General features: G+C 59.2%; 15 protein-coding genes and 1 tRNA gene. 6 read left to right on the top strand and 10 right to left on the bottom strand.

Features of this window, described 5'->3' with window-relative positions; genetic code table 11:
- Window positions 1-107 precede the first annotated feature (107 nt).
- The 5 genes from NQ050_RS05615 to rpsA all read right to left on the bottom strand — a co-directional run bounded on the left by NQ050_RS05615 (window position 108) and on the right by rpsA (window position 7,569).
- Complete coding sequence (locus NQ050_RS05615) at window positions 108-548, bottom strand: universal stress protein (protein WP_257038309.1); 441 nt, start codon at window positions 546-548, stop codon at window positions 108-110.
- Window positions 549-791: 243 nt separating this feature from the next.
- Window positions 792-2,894: an excinuclease ABC subunit UvrB gene (gene uvrB, locus NQ050_RS05610; RefSeq protein ID WP_257038308.1), complete on the bottom strand. Its 2,103-nt coding sequence runs from the start codon at window positions 2,892-2,894 to the stop codon at window positions 792-794.
- A gap of 115 nt (window positions 2,895-3,009) precedes the next feature.
- The gene (coaE, locus tag NQ050_RS05605) at window positions 3,010-3,627 is read right to left on the bottom strand and encodes a dephospho-CoA kinase (RefSeq protein WP_257038307.1); all 618 of its coding nucleotides are present in this window, start codon (window positions 3,625-3,627) and stop codon (window positions 3,010-3,012) included.
- A gap of 85 nt (window positions 3,628-3,712) precedes the next feature.
- Window positions 3,713-5,761, bottom strand: a complete 2,049-nt coding sequence (locus tag NQ050_RS05600; protein ID WP_257038306.1) for a glucose PTS transporter subunit IIA — start codon at window positions 5,759-5,761, stop codon at window positions 3,713-3,715.
- Window positions 5,762-6,105: 344 nt separating this feature from the next.
- Entirely contained in the window at window positions 6,106-7,569 is a 1,464-nt protein-coding gene (gene rpsA, locus NQ050_RS05595; RefSeq protein WP_257038305.1) for a 30S ribosomal protein S1, read from the bottom strand.
- Window positions 7,570-7,918: 349 nt separating this feature from the next.
- Here rpsA and NQ050_RS05590 point away from each other — a divergent pair, with 349 nt between their 5' ends.
- The gene (locus tag NQ050_RS05590) at window positions 7,919-8,776 is read left to right on the top strand and encodes a class I SAM-dependent methyltransferase (protein ID WP_257038304.1); all 858 of its coding nucleotides are present in this window, start codon (window positions 7,919-7,921) and stop codon (window positions 8,774-8,776) included.
- On the opposite strand, the gene polA is transcribed toward NQ050_RS05590, so the two are convergent.
- Entirely contained in the window at window positions 8,773-11,478 is a 2,706-nt protein-coding gene (gene polA / locus NQ050_RS05585; protein WP_257038336.1) for a DNA polymerase I, read from the bottom strand. The two genes, NQ050_RS05590 and polA, sit on opposite strands and share 4 nt — an antisense overlap.
- A 452-nt stretch (window positions 11,479-11,930) precedes the next feature.
- Here polA and NQ050_RS05580 point away from each other — a divergent pair.
- The 5 genes from NQ050_RS05580 to NQ050_RS05560 all read left to right on the top strand — a co-directional run bounded on the left by NQ050_RS05580 (window position 11,931) and on the right by NQ050_RS05560 (window position 16,114).
- Window positions 11,931-12,004: transfer RNA gene (locus NQ050_RS05580), tRNA-Leu, on the top strand.
- A gap of 329 nt (window positions 12,005-12,333) precedes the next feature.
- Window positions 12,334-13,323, top strand: coding sequence for a DUF368 domain-containing protein (locus tag NQ050_RS05575; RefSeq protein ID WP_373456469.1), 990 nt, complete (start codon window positions 12,334-12,336; stop codon window positions 13,321-13,323).
- 148 nt (window positions 13,324-13,471) lie between these two features.
- Window positions 13,472-14,377, top strand: a complete 906-nt coding sequence (locus NQ050_RS05570; protein ID WP_257038303.1) for an ABC transporter substrate-binding protein — start codon at window positions 13,472-13,474, stop codon at window positions 14,375-14,377.
- A gap of 36 nt (window positions 14,378-14,413) precedes the next feature.
- On the top strand, window positions 14,414-15,340 hold the full coding sequence (locus NQ050_RS05565; protein ID WP_257038302.1) for an amino acid ABC transporter permease: 927 nt from the start codon (window positions 14,414-14,416) through the stop codon (window positions 15,338-15,340).
- Window positions 15,341-15,346: 6 nt separating this feature from the next.
- Complete coding sequence (locus NQ050_RS05560) at window positions 15,347-16,114, top strand: amino acid ABC transporter ATP-binding protein (protein WP_306428407.1); 768 nt, start codon at window positions 15,347-15,349, stop codon at window positions 16,112-16,114.
- 57 nt (window positions 16,115-16,171) lie between these two features.
- Here the strand turns inward: NQ050_RS05560 and NQ050_RS05555 are convergent, their stop codons facing one another.
- From NQ050_RS05555 to NQ050_RS05540, 4 genes are all read right to left on the bottom strand, one after another.
- The gene (locus tag NQ050_RS05555; protein ID WP_257038301.1) at window positions 16,172-16,915 is read right to left on the bottom strand and encodes a sulfite exporter TauE/SafE family protein; all 744 of its coding nucleotides are present in this window, start codon (window positions 16,913-16,915) and stop codon (window positions 16,172-16,174) included.
- Between the two features lie 73 nt (window positions 16,916-16,988).
- Window positions 16,989-17,468 carry a pantetheine-phosphate adenylyltransferase gene (coaD, locus tag NQ050_RS05550; protein WP_257038300.1) on the bottom strand — a complete coding sequence of 160 codons (480 nt, stop codon included), beginning with the start codon at window positions 17,466-17,468 and terminating at the stop codon, window positions 16,989-16,991.
- Window positions 17,465-18,100: a 16S rRNA (guanine(966)-N(2))-methyltransferase RsmD gene (gene rsmD, locus NQ050_RS05545; RefSeq protein WP_257038299.1), complete on the bottom strand. Its 636-nt coding sequence runs from the start codon at window positions 18,098-18,100 to the stop codon at window positions 17,465-17,467. The genes coaD and rsmD overlap by 4 nt, the downstream gene beginning before the upstream one ends.
- Before the next feature lie 3 nt (window positions 18,101-18,103).
- The gene (locus NQ050_RS05540) at window positions 18,104-18,316 is read right to left on the bottom strand and encodes an acetyl-CoA carboxylase biotin carboxyl carrier protein subunit (protein WP_257038297.1); all 213 of its coding nucleotides are present in this window, start codon (window positions 18,314-18,316) and stop codon (window positions 18,104-18,106) included.
- Between the last annotated feature and the right edge of the window lie 33 nt (window positions 18,317-18,349).

The following is an 18,349-nucleotide window of genomic DNA, read 5'->3' as shown; positions in this document are numbered from 1 at the left end:
AGCAATGAAAAACGCCCCGCCGGTAAACCGATGAACGGGGGGCGGGGCGTCTGCGCGGCCACTCACAAACCAGGGCCGCTTCTCAAGCAATAAGCTAAATCACTGAACTACTTGACCGTGTGGACAATCATCACGTCACAATCAGACTGGCGCGCCACGTCTGCAGGCACCGAGCCCAGGAGGCGGCCGGTCAGGGAGTTGATACCGCGGTTGCCCACAACCAGCAGGTCAGCATGGTGCTCGTTCACAATTGCCATCAGAGCCTCCACAGGGGTGCCTGGGCGAACCTCGGTCTCCACCTTGGTGGCCCCGGCATTTGCTGCGTGCTCCGCTGCCTTGTCCAGGTTCTCCTGGGCTGGGTCATTGCCCAAGACGGTGACGGAGTCTTGGCGAAGGGTCTTGGAAGCCTCTTCCTTGGACTCGTAGTAGGCGCAGCCAATCACCAGCTTGGCATCGAACGCCGCTGCAATGCGTGCTGCTCGCTCAACGGCAAGAAGGGAAGAAGGGGAACCATCGGTGCCTACCACGATGGTGCTGTAGTTACTCATTGAGAACCTTTCGCTGCGCTGGAAAATCCGTTGTATCTACTTTGCGCGGAGCAATCCTGGGAAGGGCTCATCCCTACCCACACCGCGCGAACCCAACCCATAGTTCTGGGTTGGGGTTGTGCAATCTCAGAAAACCTTTGTGTGCCGCCGGCCAGAGATTCACGTTGTCTCACAGTGTAGCGAGTTCCACACCACCGCGTGGCCCTTCGCTCACCCTTTGCTCACCCCTCGCTTACCTAGAGGCTACATCCCTGCGTCTTTGAGGCTGCGCAATTCCTTGCGCAGGTCTGCGATCTCGTCACGCAAACGTCCGGCGAGTTCGAACTTGAGCTCCCGCGCTGCCTCGCCCATCTGGGCGGTGAGGTCGTCGATTAGCTGCTGCACCTGCTCAGTAGGCATCTGGGAGACGTCGCGCTGATCTTGTGCCACGGCTACGTCGGATGTGAGCGAGCCCCTATCTTCGCTGGACTGTGATTCTTGCACTTGATCCAGGATGTCGGCGATTTTCTTGCGCAGTGGCTGCGGGTCAATGCCGTGCTCGGTGTTATAGGCGATCTGCTTTTCGCGGCGGCGTTGGGTCTCCTCGATTGCGTACGCCATGGAGTCCGTGATCTTGTCCGCGTACATGATTACCTCGCCGGAGACGTTACGCGCGGCACGGCCGATGGTTTGGATGAGCGAACGGGTGGAACGCAGGAAGCCTTCTTTGTCCGCATCAAGGATTGCTACCAGGGATACTTCGGGCAGGTCCAGGCCCTCGCGCAGCAGGTTGATGCCCACCAGCACGTCGTATTCACCGAGCCTGAGCTGGCGCAGCAGCTCCACACGCTGCAGGGTATCAATGTCCGAGTGCAGATAGCGCACCTTCACCCCGTGTTCCAGAAGGTAATCGGTGAGGTCTTCGGCCATCTTTTTAGTCAGGGTGGTCACTAGGACGCGTTCGTCCTTGGCGGTGCGTTTGCGGATTTCCTCAATGAGGTCATCGATCTGCCCCTTGGTGGGCTTCACGGTGATCAGCGGATCTACGAGCCCCGTTGGGCGAATCACCTGTTCCACAAACTCGCCACCCGCGGCAGCCATCTCATAGTCTCCCGGGGTTGCGGAAAGGTAGACTGTTTGCCCCACGCGCTGCTCAAACTCCTCCCAGCGCAGCGGGCGGTTGTCCAGCGCTGAGGGGAGGCGGAAACCGAACTCCACGAGGTTGCGTTTACGGGACATATCGCCCTCAAACATGCCACCAATCTGTGGGACGGTGACGTGAGACTCGTCAATGATCGTGAGGAAGTCCTCTGGGAAGTAATCCAGCAGCGTGGCCGGCGCAGAGCCCGCAGGCCGCCCGTCCAGGTGGCGGGAATAGTTCTCAATGCCGGAGCAAAAACCCACTTGTTCGATCATTTCCAGGTCATATTCCGTGCGCATCCGCAGGCGCTGCGCCTCCAGCAGCTTCCCTCGGTTTTCCAGGTCCTCAAGGCGCTCGCCCAGCTCCTCCTTGATTGCCTCAACAGCCTTTTCCATCCGCTCCGGGCTAGCCACATAGTGGGTGGCTGGGAAGATCCGCACCGTGTCTACCTGGCGGATCACGTCACCGGTAAGCGGGTGAATGTAGTACAGCGCATCAATTTCATCGCCAAAGAACTCCACCCGCACGGCCACCTCTTCATAGGCGGGGATGATGTCCACCGTGTCACCTTTCACCCGGAAAGCGCCGCGGGTAAAGCCCACATCATTGCGGTCATATTGGATGTCCACAAGCAGGCGGAGGAAGCGATCGCGCTCCACCTCCTCACCTACTTCCAAAACTACGGAACGATCCAGGTAGGACTGCGGCGTGCCCAGGCCATAGATGCAGGAAACGGAGCTCACCACCACCACGTCGCGTCGGGAAAGCAGCGAGCTTGTAGCGCGGTGCCGCAGGCGCTCCACATCGTCGTTGATGGAGGAATCCTTTTCAATGTAGGTATCCGTCTGCGCTATGTAAGCCTCTGGCTGGTAGTAGTCGTAGTAGGACACAAAGTATTCCACCGCGTTGTTGGGCAGCAGTTGGCGCAGCTCGTTGGCCAATTGCGCCGCCAGCGTCTTGTTCGGAGCCATCACCAGCGTGGGACGTTGCTGCTTCTCAATGAGCCACGCCGCTGTAGCCGACTTACCCGTACCCGTTGCGCCCAGCAGCACAATGTCTTGCTCACCGCGGTTCAAACGCTCATCCAATTCCGCGATTGCCGCAGGTTGATCGCCCGCCGGTTGATATTCGGAAATAACCTGAAAAGCGCCGTCCGTGCGTTCAATCTCCCCTACGGGACGAAACTCGGACACCGGAAGTTCTGGATACTCAGCAGCAAAAGCCATGCATTACAGGGTACGCGCTTTCGCAGGCAGACTGCACGCAGGATTTCCGACGCCCCCACGCGCCAACCCATCACCGCAGGCTTGGGGCTCAACGCCTCCTCATCGCACCTGTAGATCAGCTCACGCGGCCGAACACCTCGTTCCACAATGCTTCCACCTGCGGCTCAAGATCCTCCACGCTGCCGTTGTTGTCAATCACGGCGTCGGCGTGTTGGAGGCGTTCTTCGTCAGAAAGCTGCTGGGCTATGCGCGCCCTGGCGTCCTGCTCGCTGATTCCGCGGAACTGTCCGAGCCTGCGGATGCGTTCCTCCACATCCACTACAACCACAGCCACCTTATCCACCAGTGCAATCGCGCCAGACTCGATCAACAAAGGGTGGTCCAGTACTACCGCGGGCACCGCCTTATCCGCTGCCGCGGCGGCATTATGCTTTCGGAGTTCTTCGCTGATGAGCTCGGCGATCGCGGGGTGCGTAATGGCGTTGAGTCTTGCGGTCTGTTCCGTTGAGGCAAATGCCCGCTGCGCAAGAAGCGCCCGGTCCAGGCTGCCATCGGGATGCAGAATATCGTGACCAAACACCTCGGCCACCTTGGCCAGCACCGGGTGCCCCGGCTCCATCACCAACCGTGCCACCTGATCTGCGTCCACAACCAAAGCGCCGCGCTGTGCAAGCGCCTTGGTCACGGTGGATTTTCCACTGCCAATGCCGCCGGTGATTCCAAGAACAGTCATGCAACCATTAAAGCGCAAAAACCGCGGCACCTCGCCCATGTATGTGGGCGGCGATGCCGCGGCTCAGCTGCAGGTGATGCTTGAGCTATGCGCGGGTTTCAATCACCACGGTGTCTGCGCCAACTGCTGGTGCTGGGCGTCCCTGCACCTCAGCGAACTTCGCAGTGTTGGTCACGAGCACTGGGGTGATCAGGTTGTAGCCCTTAGATTCAATGAACTTTGGATCGAAGCTGATCAGCTTGTCACCGGCGCTCACACGGTCCTTGCGGGCCACGTGAACGGTGAAGCCTTCGCCGCCGAGCTGGACGGTGTCAATACCAAGGTGGACCAGCAGCTCCACGCCGCTGTCCAAGCGCAGGCCTACAGCGTGGCCAGACTTTTGCACGGCGATCACGGTGGCGTCGGCAGGCGCAACAACCTCGGTGCCGCTTGGGATCACTGCAACGCCCTGGCCGAGCTTTGCGGTGGCAAAGATTGGGTCTGGGACCTCGCTGAGTGCAACCGCCTGACCCTCCAGTGGGCTGGTGATCTGGGTAACGGTGCCTGGCTCGAGTGCGGTCTTGACTGGGGCGTCTGCGACTGCAGTTGCGGTAGCGGCGCCCGCGGTGGTGGCGGCAACAGGAACTGCAGCGGAAGCGGAAGTGGAGGTGGTAGCTGGGGTGGCTTCTGGGATCACTGGGGATTCCTCAACCTCGCTCTGGCGTGCAAGCTGTGCCAGCGCGTCAGCCTTTTCCTCCTTGGAGCGGTAGTCCAGGAAGACCACCAGGAAGAAGGAGGTGAAGAATGCTGCGGCGATACCAATTGCATAGCCGCCCATAGGCTCCATCGCTGGGATGGTGAGCAAGGAGGTGAACACGAATGCGGAGGCCTTCACGTTGAACAGACCCATGATCACGCCGCCCACAAAACAGCCTGGAAGGAGACGGAAGTAGGTCTTGCGGAAACGCAGGAGCACGCCGTAGAGGGATGGCTCGGAAATACCACCGAGCAGGCCAGCCATCATGCCACCCATGGAGACCTGGCGCATCTGCCTGTTGCCCTCGCGCATGGACACCACCATCACGCCGGTGACCACACCGAAGCAGGCAAAGTTCCACGCACCCATTGGGCCCTGGATGAAGTCGTAGCCAAGCACGGCGAGGTTCTGCACCATGATGGCGTTCAGTGGCCAGTGCAGGCCGAGTGGCACGAGGAATGGGTAGAGCAGCGGAATGATGATCGCCAGGATGAATGGCGAGAAGTCATTGACCGCGTAGAGGAAGTTGGAAATGCCGTTACCAATGCCGATGCCGAATGGGCCGAGCAGGAACGCAGTCAGCGGGATCATGATGAGCAGGGAGAAGAACGGCACGAACACCATCTGCACCGAGCCCGGGATGAGCTTCTTCAGGCCCTTTTCCACCCAGAACAGGCCAATCGCGGCGATCAGCGGTGGGAACACCTGTCCGCCGTAGTCATTGATCACCAGAGGCAAGCCGAACACATCAACGACGTCGCCAGCGGAGCCCATGGCCAGGAACTCCGGCGTGAGCAAGGCCGCAGGAATCGCCGCACCAACCCACTCGTTGGCACCCAGTTTCTTCGCTGCGGTAGCACCAATCATGATTGGCAGGAAGTAGAACACCGAGCGCCACATTGCGTGCAGCAACTGGTAGGTTGCTGGCTGCTCTTCCATTGGGGCGCGGAAGTCTTGCCAGCCGAAGGTATCGGCAAGCACCAGCATGGTGATGATCAGCGAGGCGCCGAGCAGCGCCCACAGGATCGGGCGGAACGTATCGGAAAGGAACTCAAAGCAGTAGTCCACCCAGGAATACTTGCCGCGTACGCCGCCGTATTCCTTCTTGCCTGCGGACTTGGGCGCGTCGGATTCCGCACTTCCAGAAACGCCTGGCAGCGCAACGAGTTCCTGGTAGTAGTTGGCAACGTCGCCGCCCATGACCACCTGCATGCCGGTGGAACCCTGAGGAACTACGCCGAGAACTGCAGGGATTGCGTCGAGCGCTTGTTGATCTGCCTTGGATTGATCATTGAGCTGGAAGCGTAGGCGGGTGGCGCAGTGCGTGAGAGACGCAATGTTTTCCGCTCCACCAATTTTTTCCAGGATTTCCTCAGATACTTGCTTCACAGAAGCCATCCGAGAACCAGCCTTTCTTGTCTATGTGTGAGGAAGAACCGGCTCAAAACCCCGGCGATCTCCCTATATGTATGGACTGCATAGGTGTTTGTTCGTGTGAGCTTGCGCCCTTTTGTTGGCTTTCTCTTTTGAACAAACAGAAAAGCAGAAACAGGTATGAGTGTACGGGCACATTCGGGTGAATTCAATCGAACACGCCACTTCTGGATCCCAATGCAAAGTGAATCACATTCTCCGTTGGTGCTCGGCTTCAAAGCTTTAGGGTATGGGGTTTCAGGCAGCAAAAAAGAGCTGGCCCGCAATGCGGAACCAGCCCTTTCTCAGGTGCTCACTGCTGTGAGTGTTTACTCACCACCGGCGAGCTTCTCGCGCAGAGCAGCAAGCTGCTCGTCGGAAGCCAGGGAGCCACCCTCTGCCTCTGCGGAGTCTGCTGCCGGAGCTGCCTCAGCGGACTCGGAGGAGTAGTGGGTAGCCTCACCGGATGCTGCTGCTTCTTCAGCGGCAGCGCGGGAGCGCTCGATCTGAGCGGTGTGGAGGTTGAAGCGACGCTCGGACTCTGCGTAGCGTGCCTCCCACTCCTGACGCTGAGCGTCGAAGCCCTCGAGCCATTCGTTGGTCTCTGGGTCGAAGCCCTCAGGGAAGATGTAGTTGCCCTGCTCGTCGTAGGAGTCGGCCATGCCGTACTTGGATGGGTCGAACTCTTCGGTGTAGTCCTCATCAGCCTGCTTCAGGGACAGGGAGATGCGGCGACGCTCGAGGTCGATGTCGATGACCTTGACCATGGCCTCGTCACCAACGGTGACAACCTGGTCTGGAACCTCCACGTGGCGCTGAGCCAGCTCGGAGATGTGAACGAGGCCCTCGATACCCTCTTCAACGCGAACGAACGCACCGAATGGGACGAGCTTGGTGACCTTGCCTGGCACGATCTGGCCCACAGCGTGGGTGCGTGCGAACACGCGCCATGGATCCTCTTGGGTTGCCTTCAGGGACAGGGAGACGCGCTCGCGGTCCAGATCAACGTCGAGAACCTCAACGGTGACCTCGTCACCAACGGTGACAACCTCGGTTGGGTGATCGATGTGCTTCCAGGAAAGCTCGGAGACGTGCACGAGGCCGTCTACGCCGCCCAGATCCACGAATGCACCGAAGTTAACAATGGAGGACACAACGCCCTTGCGGACCTGGCCCTTCTGAAGCTGGTGCAGGAACTCAGAGCGAACCTCGGACTGAGTCTGCTCGAGCCATGCACGGCGGGAAAGCACCACGTTGTTGCGCTGCTTGTCCAGCTCGATGATCTTGGCCTCGAGCTGCTGCCCGATGTATGGGTCGAGGTCGCGAACGCGACGCATCTCCACGAGGGAAGCTGGCAGGAAGCCACGCAGGCCGATGTCCAGGATCAGGCCGCCCTTGACGACCTCGATGACGGTACCGGTAACGGCCTCGTCCTTCTCCTTGAGGTCCTCGATTGCACCCCATGCACGCTCGTACTGTGCGCGCTTCTTGGACAGAATCAGGCGACCTTCCTTGTCCTCCTTGGTGAGAACAAGTGCGTCGATTTGGTCGCCGACCTCGACAACCTCGTCTGGATCGACGTCATGCTTGATGGAAAGCTCGCGGGATGGGATAACACCCTCGGTCTTGTATCCGATGTCGAGCAGAACCTCATCGTGGTCAACCTTGACCACGGTGCCCTCCACGATGTCACCATCGTTGAAGTACTTGATGGTGGCATCGACAGCAGCGAGGAAATCCTCAGCGGAGCCAATATCGTTGATGGCTACCTGAGGCACGTTGTTGGTTGGCATTAAATGCTCCGAAATGCGTAGGAATAGTTGATGGACAATTTGCTTGAGATGCCTCCACAAACCTGGCAATGGGCGCGCAAAAGCACAGCTCATCGGCGGATTTGGTTCATTTACCCAGGGGCTTGACCCGTCCTACAGCTAGGCCAGACCCCGCGCAAAAACGGCACGCCTTGCAAACTCTACGCCCTTTCCGCAGCGTAATCAAGGTATCAGTGCGGGCGTGTTGTGGATTTTTCACCACGTAACGCTGGCGCTGCCGTACCGACGCCACCGCCTCAGCCTCCTGCCTTTCTTCACACCGCGCCGAGGCAGCGGACTAGGCGGACTAGGCGGACTAGGCTGAGCCCTTATGAGCGCCGAGCAGCAACCAACTGCACAACCTTCTCCCACATCACCGAGTGAGCAGCCGCCTACCACTGTGCCCAGCGGCTTCCCCGCTGGTGCCAGCGTGGGCCGTGAGGACCGTCGCGGGCGGCTAGCAGCGCGAGCCAACCAGAACTGGTGGGATTCGGATGCCGCGCGGTACGTGAGCGAACACGCGCACTACCTGGATGGATTCTACTGGTGCCCGGAGATGCTCAGTGAAAAGGACGCTCGCCTGCTTGGCAACGCCGCCGGGAAACGCATCCTAGAGGTGGGCTGCGGCCAGGCGGCTTGCAGCGCTTGGCTGGCCAATGAGTTGGCGGGTACCGGAGCCACTGTGGTTGGCTTTGACATTTCCCGTGGCATGCTCGGCTACGCCCCACCGAGTGAGGCAGTGTTGTTGCAAGCCGATGCGCAGGCGTTGCCGTTTCGGGACAACGCTTTTGACATCGCCTTTTCTGCATTTGGGGCATTGCCTTTTGTCCCGGATGTGCAGGCTGTAATGGCAGATATTCACCGGGTCTTGGTGCCGGGCGGCCGGTGGGTGTTCTCCGTGACACACCCTATGCGCTGGGTGTTTCCCGACGACCCCACCGCTCTCACCGCAAGCTATTCCTACTTTGACACCGAGTACGTGGAAACCAGCGAGTCCGGAGAGATTCTGTATGCCGAGTATCACCGCACGTTCGGCGAGTGGATCAGGACAATCCGCGATTCCGGGTTCGAATTGCTGGATGTCCTGGAACCCACTTGGCCGGATGACCTGACAGAGACCTGGGGCCAGTGGTCCCCGCAGCGTGGTGCCCTGTTCCCCGGTACGGCGATTTTTTGCTGCCAAGCCTAGTGAGCCGCTTCGTCCCAGTTCACTCCGGCACCCGCGGACACCTCCAGCGGAACATCAAGGCTGATGGCTTGATCCATCTCGCGTTCCAGGATTTCCTGGGTCCGCTCGAGCTCACCAGGGGCAACTTCAACCACGAGTTCGTCGTGAACTTGCAGCAGCACCCTGGACTGTAGCTTGGCCTCGGTGAATGCTTGGTCCACCCGAATCATGGCCACCTTAATGATGTCTGCAGCGGTCCCCTGAATCGGCGCGTTGAGTGCTGCCCGTTCGGCGTTTTCGCGAGCTACGCGGTTGTCAGAGTTGAGCTCCGGTAGATACCTGCGGCGCCCGAAGAGGGTTTGGGTGTATCCGTCCTTGCGGGCTTGTTCTACTACTTCATCGAGGTAGCGTTTCACTCCACCGAATCGCTCAAAGTAGTTTTCCATGATCTGCTTGGCTTCACCTGCTGGGATTCCCAGTTGTTGGGAGAGACCGAACGCTGAGAGGCCATACACAAGCCCGTAGCTCATGGCCTTTACTCGGCGGCGCAATTCCGGCGTCACTTGGTCCACCGGTACGTCAAAGACTTTGGATCCAACGTAGTTGTGCAGGTCTTCACCTTCCCGATATGCCTCCACCAAGCCTTGATCGGCGGAAAGGTGCGCCATAACTCGCATTTCAATCTGCGAATAGTCCGCGGTGAGCAGCGTTTCGTAGCCTTGACCCACTTCAAATGCGGAACGAATCTTGCGGCCCGCTTCCGTTCGCACGGGGATGTTTTGCAGGTTCGGCTCAGTGGAGCTTAAGCGTCCGGTAGATGCAACCGTCTGGTTGAAGGTGGTGTGGATTCGGCCGTCGGGACCGATTGCCTTCAAAAGGCCTTCCAGGGTGGTTTTCATCTTTTGGTACTCGCGGTGAGCGAGCAAATGATCCAAGAAAGGATGGGGGTGCTTTTCCGCAAGCACCTCGATTTCCTTTGCGGCGGTGGAATAACCGGTCTTAGTTTTCTTGGTTTTGGGCAGCGCGAGCGTGTCAAAAAGCACGGTCTGAAGCTGCTTGGGGCTAGACAGGTTGAGGGTTTCATCCCCCACCAGTGCCCGCGCTTCAGCTTCCGCCTGTGCGACCTGCGCCTTAAACGTTTCGAGCTGCTCCTCAAGCGTTGCCGCGTTCACCTGAATGCCCACGTGTTCCATGCGAGCGAGGATCCCCACGAGCGGCAATTCCAAATCCTGGTACAGCGCAAAGGAGTCAATCGCCTGCAACTGTTCCGTCAGCGCTTCCGCAAGGTCCATGACCGCGGCGGCTTCGTCGATCATTGCCGCAAGCTCATCCGCGCCCAGCCCTGCACCCTCGTGCCCAGCAATGTCGAGCAAACTCAACTGCTCGGCAGATTCCGCGGAACCGCTGGAATCCCCAGCTTGTGCGGCTCCCTGACCTGGCAGTGGGCGCTGCAGGTGACGCTGGTAGACGTCCTTGAGCTCGTAGGTGCGTTGTCCGGGGCGAAGCAAGTACGCGGCGATCGAGGTATCTTGCGCGAGCCCACCCAACGCAAATCCCCTGCCTAGCAGCATGTGGATCGTGGGCTTTGCATGGTGGAAGAACTTTGGAGCGGCACTTGCGAGCCACTGCGCGAGCGCCTGCTCCTCCTCCGGAGTGATCTCCCCCAGATCCACGGCTTTTGCATGGCGTTCGGAATCCAGCAGCGCCACCGCTTGCGCGTCGCCCTGAGCAGGCGTTCCGACGCCCCGCACAACCACAGCAACCCCGTTCTCACCGCGGCCCGCTAGCCACTTTTCCAAGGGCTCTGTATCCACCGTGATCTGGACTTCAGCCTGGATTTCCACCGGAGTTTCGGCTTGCGCCCCCACGGCCGCGATGACGCGTTCGCGCAGGTTAACACCAAATTCCAGACGGTCGAATTGCTCTGTCACACCCTGCAGGTCCGCAGGGCGGAGCTCTAGTTGATCAGGGGAATATGGCAGTTCCAGGTCTTTGATCATCTCTGTGAGCTTGCGGTTCATCCGCACCTGTTCAATGCGCTCGCGAAGGGAAATGCCAACCTTGCCCTTGATTTCCTCCGCATGCTCGAGCAGGGCCTCCAAGGTTCCATATTGGACAATCCACTTGGTGGCGGTCTTCTCCCCCACGCCAGGGACGCTCGGGAGGTTATCGGATGGGTCGCCACGCAGCGCTGCAAACTCGGGGTACTGCGCTGGGGTAAGGCCGTATTTTTCTTCCACCGCCTCCGGGGTGAATCGGTGCAACACAGATACTCCGCGCATCGGGTAAAGCACGGTGGTGGAATCATTGACTAACTGGAAAGAATCGCGGTCTCCAGTGACGATCAACGTTTCAAAGCCGAGCGGTTTTGCTTGGGTGGCCAGTGTTGCGATGATGTCATCGGCCTCGAAGTTTTCTTTTTCCAAGGTCACAATGCCCAATTGCTCGAGCACTTCTTTTATCAAACCAACCTGGCCCTTAAACTCGGGCGGAGTTGCCTCACGTTGGGCCTTATAGTCAGGGAACATTTCCGAACGGAAGGTTTGCCGCCCCACGTCAAAAGCCACCGCAACATGGCTTGGCTGTTCATCTACCAGCAACGTTGCGAGCATTGACAGGAATCCATACACCGCATTGGTGGACTGGCCACCCGAGGTAGAAAAGTTTTCTGCCGGCAGGGCAAAGAACGCACGGAAGGCCATGGAGTGGCCGTCGATGAGCATGAGACGATTGCTATTGGAAGTGCTGTTGGAAGTCACGCGCACCAGTGTAGCCGTCGGCCCGAACGTTGATTGAACGGGTTTGGGAGGGATTAGGGCTGTCCGGCGTTGCCTTGATGGCGCAATGCGCTCCGTGCACGCTGGCGCGTTGGTCGATAGGACGCGTTGGTCGATAGATAAAAGTCGATAGGACCCGTTTTTCCCCAAAATGGGCCGTCCTATCGACCAACGCAACGGCCTATCGACTTTAACCTATCGACCAACGCCCAAAACAACACCCGGATCTGGTCCCCTCGCATCTAGCGGAGCTAGCCAGCCCGAGTATGCCGCGAAAAACATGGTAGTGCGCAACCTCGGCCAAGCGCGCAGTTCCCAAGGAGCCATACACCACCCGCATCGCAGGTGAGCGTAGGATTAGGAATCCAGGAATACCTTGCGCTAGACTTTGCGCCAGCGCCCCTGTAGCCCAATTGGCAGAGGCAACGGATTCAAAACCCGTCCAGTGTGAGTTCGAGTCTCACCAGGGGCACATCTTCAACCCCTTCTACTTGCAAAAATGCAGGTGGGAGGGGTTTTAATTTTTCTAGAAACCGTGGCACCGAGACCAGAACAATCAAGCAGGTCGTGCAATTGTCGTGGAATAGCCGCCGCGGAACTTTAACCACCATGCCCGCCAATACAGACTCTAAGACAATAGCTGGCCCAACACCCGCCACCTATCCGGGTTCCCCCAAGCTCATGGAGTACACTGCACCTTTGAGTTTTCTGGCGCCGCACTCGGGCGCCCCGTCGGAATTGGCTGCAATACACGGCGTACACAACGCAGGCGCCAATTCCCTAAGCAGAAGTTTGGACTTTATGACTGCAACCTCCCCAACCTCCCCAACCTCCCCCACCTCCGCTGCACCGAAGCAGCACAAAAACCCACTGATGAACTTGCTGTACGTCGTGTTCGGCGGCCTAATTGGCTTGGCTGAGCTGGTTCCGGGTGTGTCCGGCGGCACCGTCGCTTTGGTGGTAGGTATCTACGAGCGTGCTATCCACAACGGCAACGCACTGCTTCGCACGGTGAAGTTCGCGCTCACCGACCGTTCCAAGGTGAAGAAGGCTGCAGGCCACGTCGAATGGCTCTTCCTCGCCTGCGTGGGCGTTGGCATGGTATTGACCGTGTTCACCTTCTCCTCCGTGATGCACTCATTTGTGGAGAACAGCCCGGAAACTGCCCGCGCGCTCTTCCTCGGCATGGTGGCTATTTCCATCTTGGTACCGCTGCGCATGATTGACCCGGCGGACTTCCAGAAGCACAAGGTTATGGCAATTCTGCTATTCATTGGGTTTGCACTGCTCACCTTCTTTGGCACTGGCTTTACCTCTGCAGAAAAGACGGACCCTTCGCTCGTTGTCATCTACTTCGCCGCTGCCATCGCCGTATGTGCATTGGTGCTGCCCGGCGTTTCCGGCTCCTTCCTGCTCCTCGCCCTGGGTCTCTACGCCCCCATCATGCAGGCGGTTTCCGAGCGTAACGTGCCGGTAATCATTGTGTTCGTGCTTGGTGCTGCAACCGGTATCGCGCTGTTCATCAAGGTGTTGGACCACATGATGACCAAGCACCGTACCCTTACCCTGGCGACGATGGCGGGCCTCATGCTCGGTTCCCTGCGCGCACTGTGGCCGTGGCAAGACGCGAACGCAAACCTGCTAGCCCCAGGTGACAACCTCGGCTGGATCATCATGATCGTGGCGCTTGGCGCGGCGATCGTTGGTGCCGTGATGCTCGCGGAGACGCTGACCAAGAAGCGCAACCAAAATGAGGAAGCCACCCCAGCAAACCGCGCACTGAAGGGTTAAGGCGGCACGCAGTCCCCCCACCCACGTCCCCTAAACACCGGCAGGCTCCAAAGCAGGCCGGTGTTCTGCATAAGGAGTTCCCGCAGTAGATCCCGCCCACAGCCTGTCGGTTACTCAATACTCTTGAGCAGCTTGTATGGTACTTAGCATGAGATTTGCACAAAAGGCGTGCTCTGCGCTGCTCGCGGCCACGCTGGCGGTGGGTTTGTCCGCATGCGTCACCAATGAAGAGCAGGGCCATCCGGATGGTTGGGTGGAAATCTCGCCGGCGGCTGTGCCGGAGATCGCGGCAATGGTCCCTGAGTCGATTGCTCAGCGTGGAGTGATCAGCGGCGGCACCAATCCTCCGTTTGCGCCATTCGAGTTCAAGAGCTCAGACGGCGCGATCATTGGCGCCGAGATGGATCTCGCCCGCGCGTTGGCGTCGGTAATGGGACTGGAGTTTACGCCCCTGGAGCAGGACTTTTCCTTGATCCTTCCCGCGCTTTCCGGCGGCACCGTTGATATGGGTGTGTCCGGTTTTACGGACAACGAGGAACGCCGGAAGAACTACGACTTCATCAACACCCTCTACGCAGGCATCCAGTGGGGGCAGCGCATAGACGATCCTCCTGTGAGCCGGGAGGATGCGTGTGGCCTTACTGTCGCGGTGCAGCGCACCACGGTTTCTGAAACTGACGACGTCCGCCCTCTCAGCCAAGAGTGCGTGGATCAAGGCAAGGAACCAATCGAGGTCCTCTCCTACGAAACTTCGGACCAAGCAGCCACAGCCCTCGTGCTCGGCCGCGCCGATGCTTTCTCCGCGGACTCCCCGGTTCTCGGATATGCCATTGAGCGTGCCGACGGCAAGCTCACCACCACCGGCGAAATTTTTGATGCCGCACCGTATGGGATTGCGGTTCCCAAGGACTCCCCGCTCGGCCCTGCCCTTGCGGCTGCGATGCAGCACCTCATTGAGTCCGGCGATTACGCCCGCATCATGGACCAATGGGGCATCACTGAGGGGCTACTGGATCAAGCACTCATCAATGAAGTCCCCTACAACCAGCGTTAAGCGCAATCGCAAAGACCACACCATAAAGGATTCAAAATGACACAACCCAAGCCAATCGAGGCGAAGCCCCTGCGCCACCCAGGCAGGGTGCTTTCCGCGGCGATTATCCTCGCGCTGTTTGCGTGGTTCGTGATTTCTGCTGCAACTAACGAGGCCTATGGCTGGGATACCTACCGCCAATACCTCTTTGACACCCGCATCGCCACCGCCGCCATGCACACCTTGGCCCTGACTGTCCTCGCAATGGTGATTGGTGTGGTGCTTGGGTGCGTCGTTTCTGTGATGCGCATGTCCCCCAACCCCGTCCTGCGCAGTGTTTCCTGGGTCTACCTGTGGGTATTCCGCGGTACGCCGGTGTATGTCCAGTTGGTGTTCTGGGGCCTGCTCGGCTCCATTTACCAGACCATCAACGTAGGCTTCGCGGAGTTTTCTGTAGAGGACCTGCTTTCCAACATGTTCTTCCTGGCCGTGATCGGCTTGGGCCTCAACGAGGCCGCGTACATGGCTGAGATCGTGCGCTCCGGCATCCAGGCGGTGCCAGAGGGACAAACGGAGGCCTCAAAGGCACTTGGCATGAGCTGGTGGATGACCATGCGCCGCACGGTGTTGCCGCAGGCCATGCGAATTATTGTGCCGCCCACGGGTAACGAGTTCATCTCCATGTTGAAAACCACCTCCCTGGTTGTGGCGATTCCCTACACCGCCGAACTCTATGGCCGTTCTATGGACATTGCTGCCGCGCTCTTTGACCCCGTGCCGCTGTTGTTGGTGGCGGCAACGTGGTACTTGGCAATTACTTCCCTGCTTATGGTTGGTCAGCACTACCTGGAAAAATACTTTGAAAAAGGTGCCACTAGGGAGCTCACTGCCCGCCAGCTCGCGGCATTGGCTGACGCTGAGGGAGCTTTGCCGAAAAACGTCCAAGTTGTCCCGGAACCTCCTCGCCCAGGAAAGGATGCGTAACGCACCATGAGCAATCATTTGATGATTGACGCCCAGCAAGTCTGCAAGAGTTTTGGCCAACTTGAGGTTCTCAAAGGCATCGACCTCCAGGTGCCAAAGGGCAGCGTCACCTGCTTGATTGGCCCTTCCGGTTCCGGCAAATCCACCTTGCTGCGCTGCGTCAACCACTTGGAGAAGGTCACTGCTGGCCGCTTGTACGTGGACGGCGAGCTGATCGGCTATCGTGAGCGCGACGGCGTCCTCTATGAAATCTCGGAGAAGGAGGCCTCCCGCCAGCGCTCGGACATTGGCATGGTGTTCCAAAACTTCAACCTCTTCCCACACCGCACTGCCTTGGAAAACATTATTGAGGCGCCGGTGCATGTGAAGAAGGTCCCGGAGGCGCACGCGCGCGCACGGGCCGAGCAGCTCCTCGCCCAGGTGGGGCTCGCGCACAAGGCGGAGGCGTACCCGGCGCAACTTTCCGGCGGCCAGCAACAGCGCGTGGCAATCGCGCGTGCGGTTGCTATGGATCCCAAGCTCATGCTTTTCGACGAGCCGACCTCCGCACTTGACCCAGAACTCGTCTCTGAGGTGCTGCGCGTGATGCGTGAACTCGCCCAAGAAGGCATGACCATGCTGGTGGTCACCCACGAAATCGGCTTCGCCCGCGAAGTAGCAGACAAAGTGGTGTTCATGGACGGCGGCGTGGTAGTTGAGGAAGGCACCCCGGCAGAAGTGATTGATAGTCCACGCCACGAGCGCACCAAGGCATTCCTTTCCAGCTTGCTGTAGCACGTTCTTTCCCGCTGCGAGGGTGAGGCCCACACCGCCCCTCCAAGCGTGCAGCAGCTAGAAAACCCCGAGAAGCCCGCGCACTGTAACGGTGGCGCCACCAGCAAAGGCACAGGCCAGTGCGGCTTTGCGCGCGGACTCTCGGGATATTTTTGTGGCCAGTTTGCCGCCGAGTGCAATCCCGATCATCATTGCTGCAATCCCTGCGACCCACACCCAAGCGCTGGTGTTTGCTACCCCGCCAGAGCCGCCGAGCAACTTAGCGCAGAATGAAACCAGACCGGCAACCACAAAGATGGGCTGTAAGGTGGCCGCGAAGCTGCGCTGTTCCCAACCGCTTGCTTGGGCATAGACCGTGATCGCCGGCCCCGCCACTCCAGCGAGCGTGTTCATAAACCCGCCCACGGTTCCAGCTGCAAGCATCGGAATGGTTCCACGAATGGCGGGCAGGTGCCGTGCCCCAAACACCACCCCACCGAGGGCGATGAGCAAAAGCGCCCCCACGATTAACTGCAGCCACGCCCCCGGCATGTGATTGATCAGCAGTACCGCCGGGAGAGCGCCGAGCCAGAGCACCGAGGCAATTGCGCCAAATGCCTTCCAATCAACGTGGTGTTTCACCGTGAACGTGGTGAGCAAGGCATTGATGGTGGCCAACAGATTTACCACCATCACACCCTCAACAGGCCCCAGGAGCATTGCTAATACGGGTGCGGCGAGCAGCCCCAGGCCCATGCCTGATACCCGTTGCATGCAGGATCCAACGGCAACAGCACAGAACACCACGAGGATTTCCAGCATTGTCACGCCTCTGCCGCTAACTGGTCAACCTAGGCAGCCTCGTCCACTGCCCCGACTGTCCCGACTATCCAGCCTATTCAGCCTGTTTCTTCGCGAGCATCCGGTTCACTGAATCCGGCACCATCCCGGTCACGTCTCCGCCGTACTTCACCACTTCTTTCCATAAGGTGGAGGAAAGGTAGCCAAAGCGCGGGTCAGTGAGTAAGAAGATGGTGTCAATGCCGGAAAGGCGGTTGTTCATTTGCGCCATCGGCAGCTCGTATTCGTAGTCCAAGGACGAGCGCAGGCCCTTCACAATCGCATCAATGCTGTGCGCGGTGGTGTAATCCACCAGCAAACCGTGCCAATTGTCCACCTTGACGTTGCTTAGGTGAGCGGTCGCCTCGGTGATCATCTGTACTCGCTCGTCCAGGGTAAACATGCCGGTGTTCTTGTTTGGATTGGCGGTGACCAACACCGTCACCTCATCATATTGCGCGGCTGCACGTTCAAAAATGTTCAGGTGCCCCATGGTCACTGGGTCAAAGGACCCCGGGCAGATTGCGCGTTTCATCCCTCTTCACCTTCTTCAACACCATCGCTACCCTGGACGCCGGAGTCTTGGGCATCCCACAAATCCTTGTGGAATACGGCCATGTCCATCCGCGCGATACCGAAGGTGCGCTTCTTGAGCTTCTGGGTTGTTGGCACCAGGCATTCGGGCCACGCTGTTTCGGCGCTGTCTCGGTGGCGTTCGATGACCACGGCGGCGCCGTCGGCAAGCGTTGGCAGCAGCGCCTGCACCATTTCTGCTACCGCCTCATCCGCGAGCTCATAAGGTGGGTCCGCAAGCACCATGTCAAAGTATTCTTTGGGCGCGGTTGCCAGGTAGGTGGAGGCCTTCATCTCCTCGATTCGCACGTCGGGGTGGCCAACTACCTGCGCGTTGTGCCGGATCACCGCCACTGCTTTGGGGTTGTTTTCCACCAGCACCACGGTTGCAGCCCCGCGGCTCGCGGCCTCAAGCCCCAGCGCACCCGACCCTGCGAAGAGGTCCAAGACGCGGAAATCCTGGAACCCAAAGCGTACAGCGAGCGAGGAAAACAGGCCCTCTTTCGCCCGATCCGAGGTAGGCCTGGTGCCGTGTTCGGGCACCTTCAGTTTGCGGCCGCGGGCCTCACCAGAAATCACACGAGTTTGCCCCATGGTTTAGGCCTCCCTGAGAGTGATCAGGGCGTCTCCGCCGATCACGTCCGAAAAATCAGCCACATGCAGCTCGTCCACCACCCCCGGTCCTGGCGCCAGCAGCGGGGCTTCAAGCTTGATTGCCTCTACAGATGCGAGCTCCTGGCCGGTCTCAACCCTGTCTCCGGCGGCAACTTTGTAGTGCACAATGCCTGCAAAAGGGGCGCAAATTTTCATGGGTCTACCTTAGCGCAAGCAGCGCGTGCGAGG

It is taken from the genome of Corynebacterium sp. 122RC1 (assembly GCF_024580955.1).
Classification (GTDB): domain Bacteria; phylum Actinomycetota; class Actinomycetes; order Mycobacteriales; family Mycobacteriaceae; genus Corynebacterium; species Corynebacterium kozikiae.
Note: the sequence above shows the minus strand (reverse complement) of the source record. Positions and strands in the feature narration are given on the sequence as shown.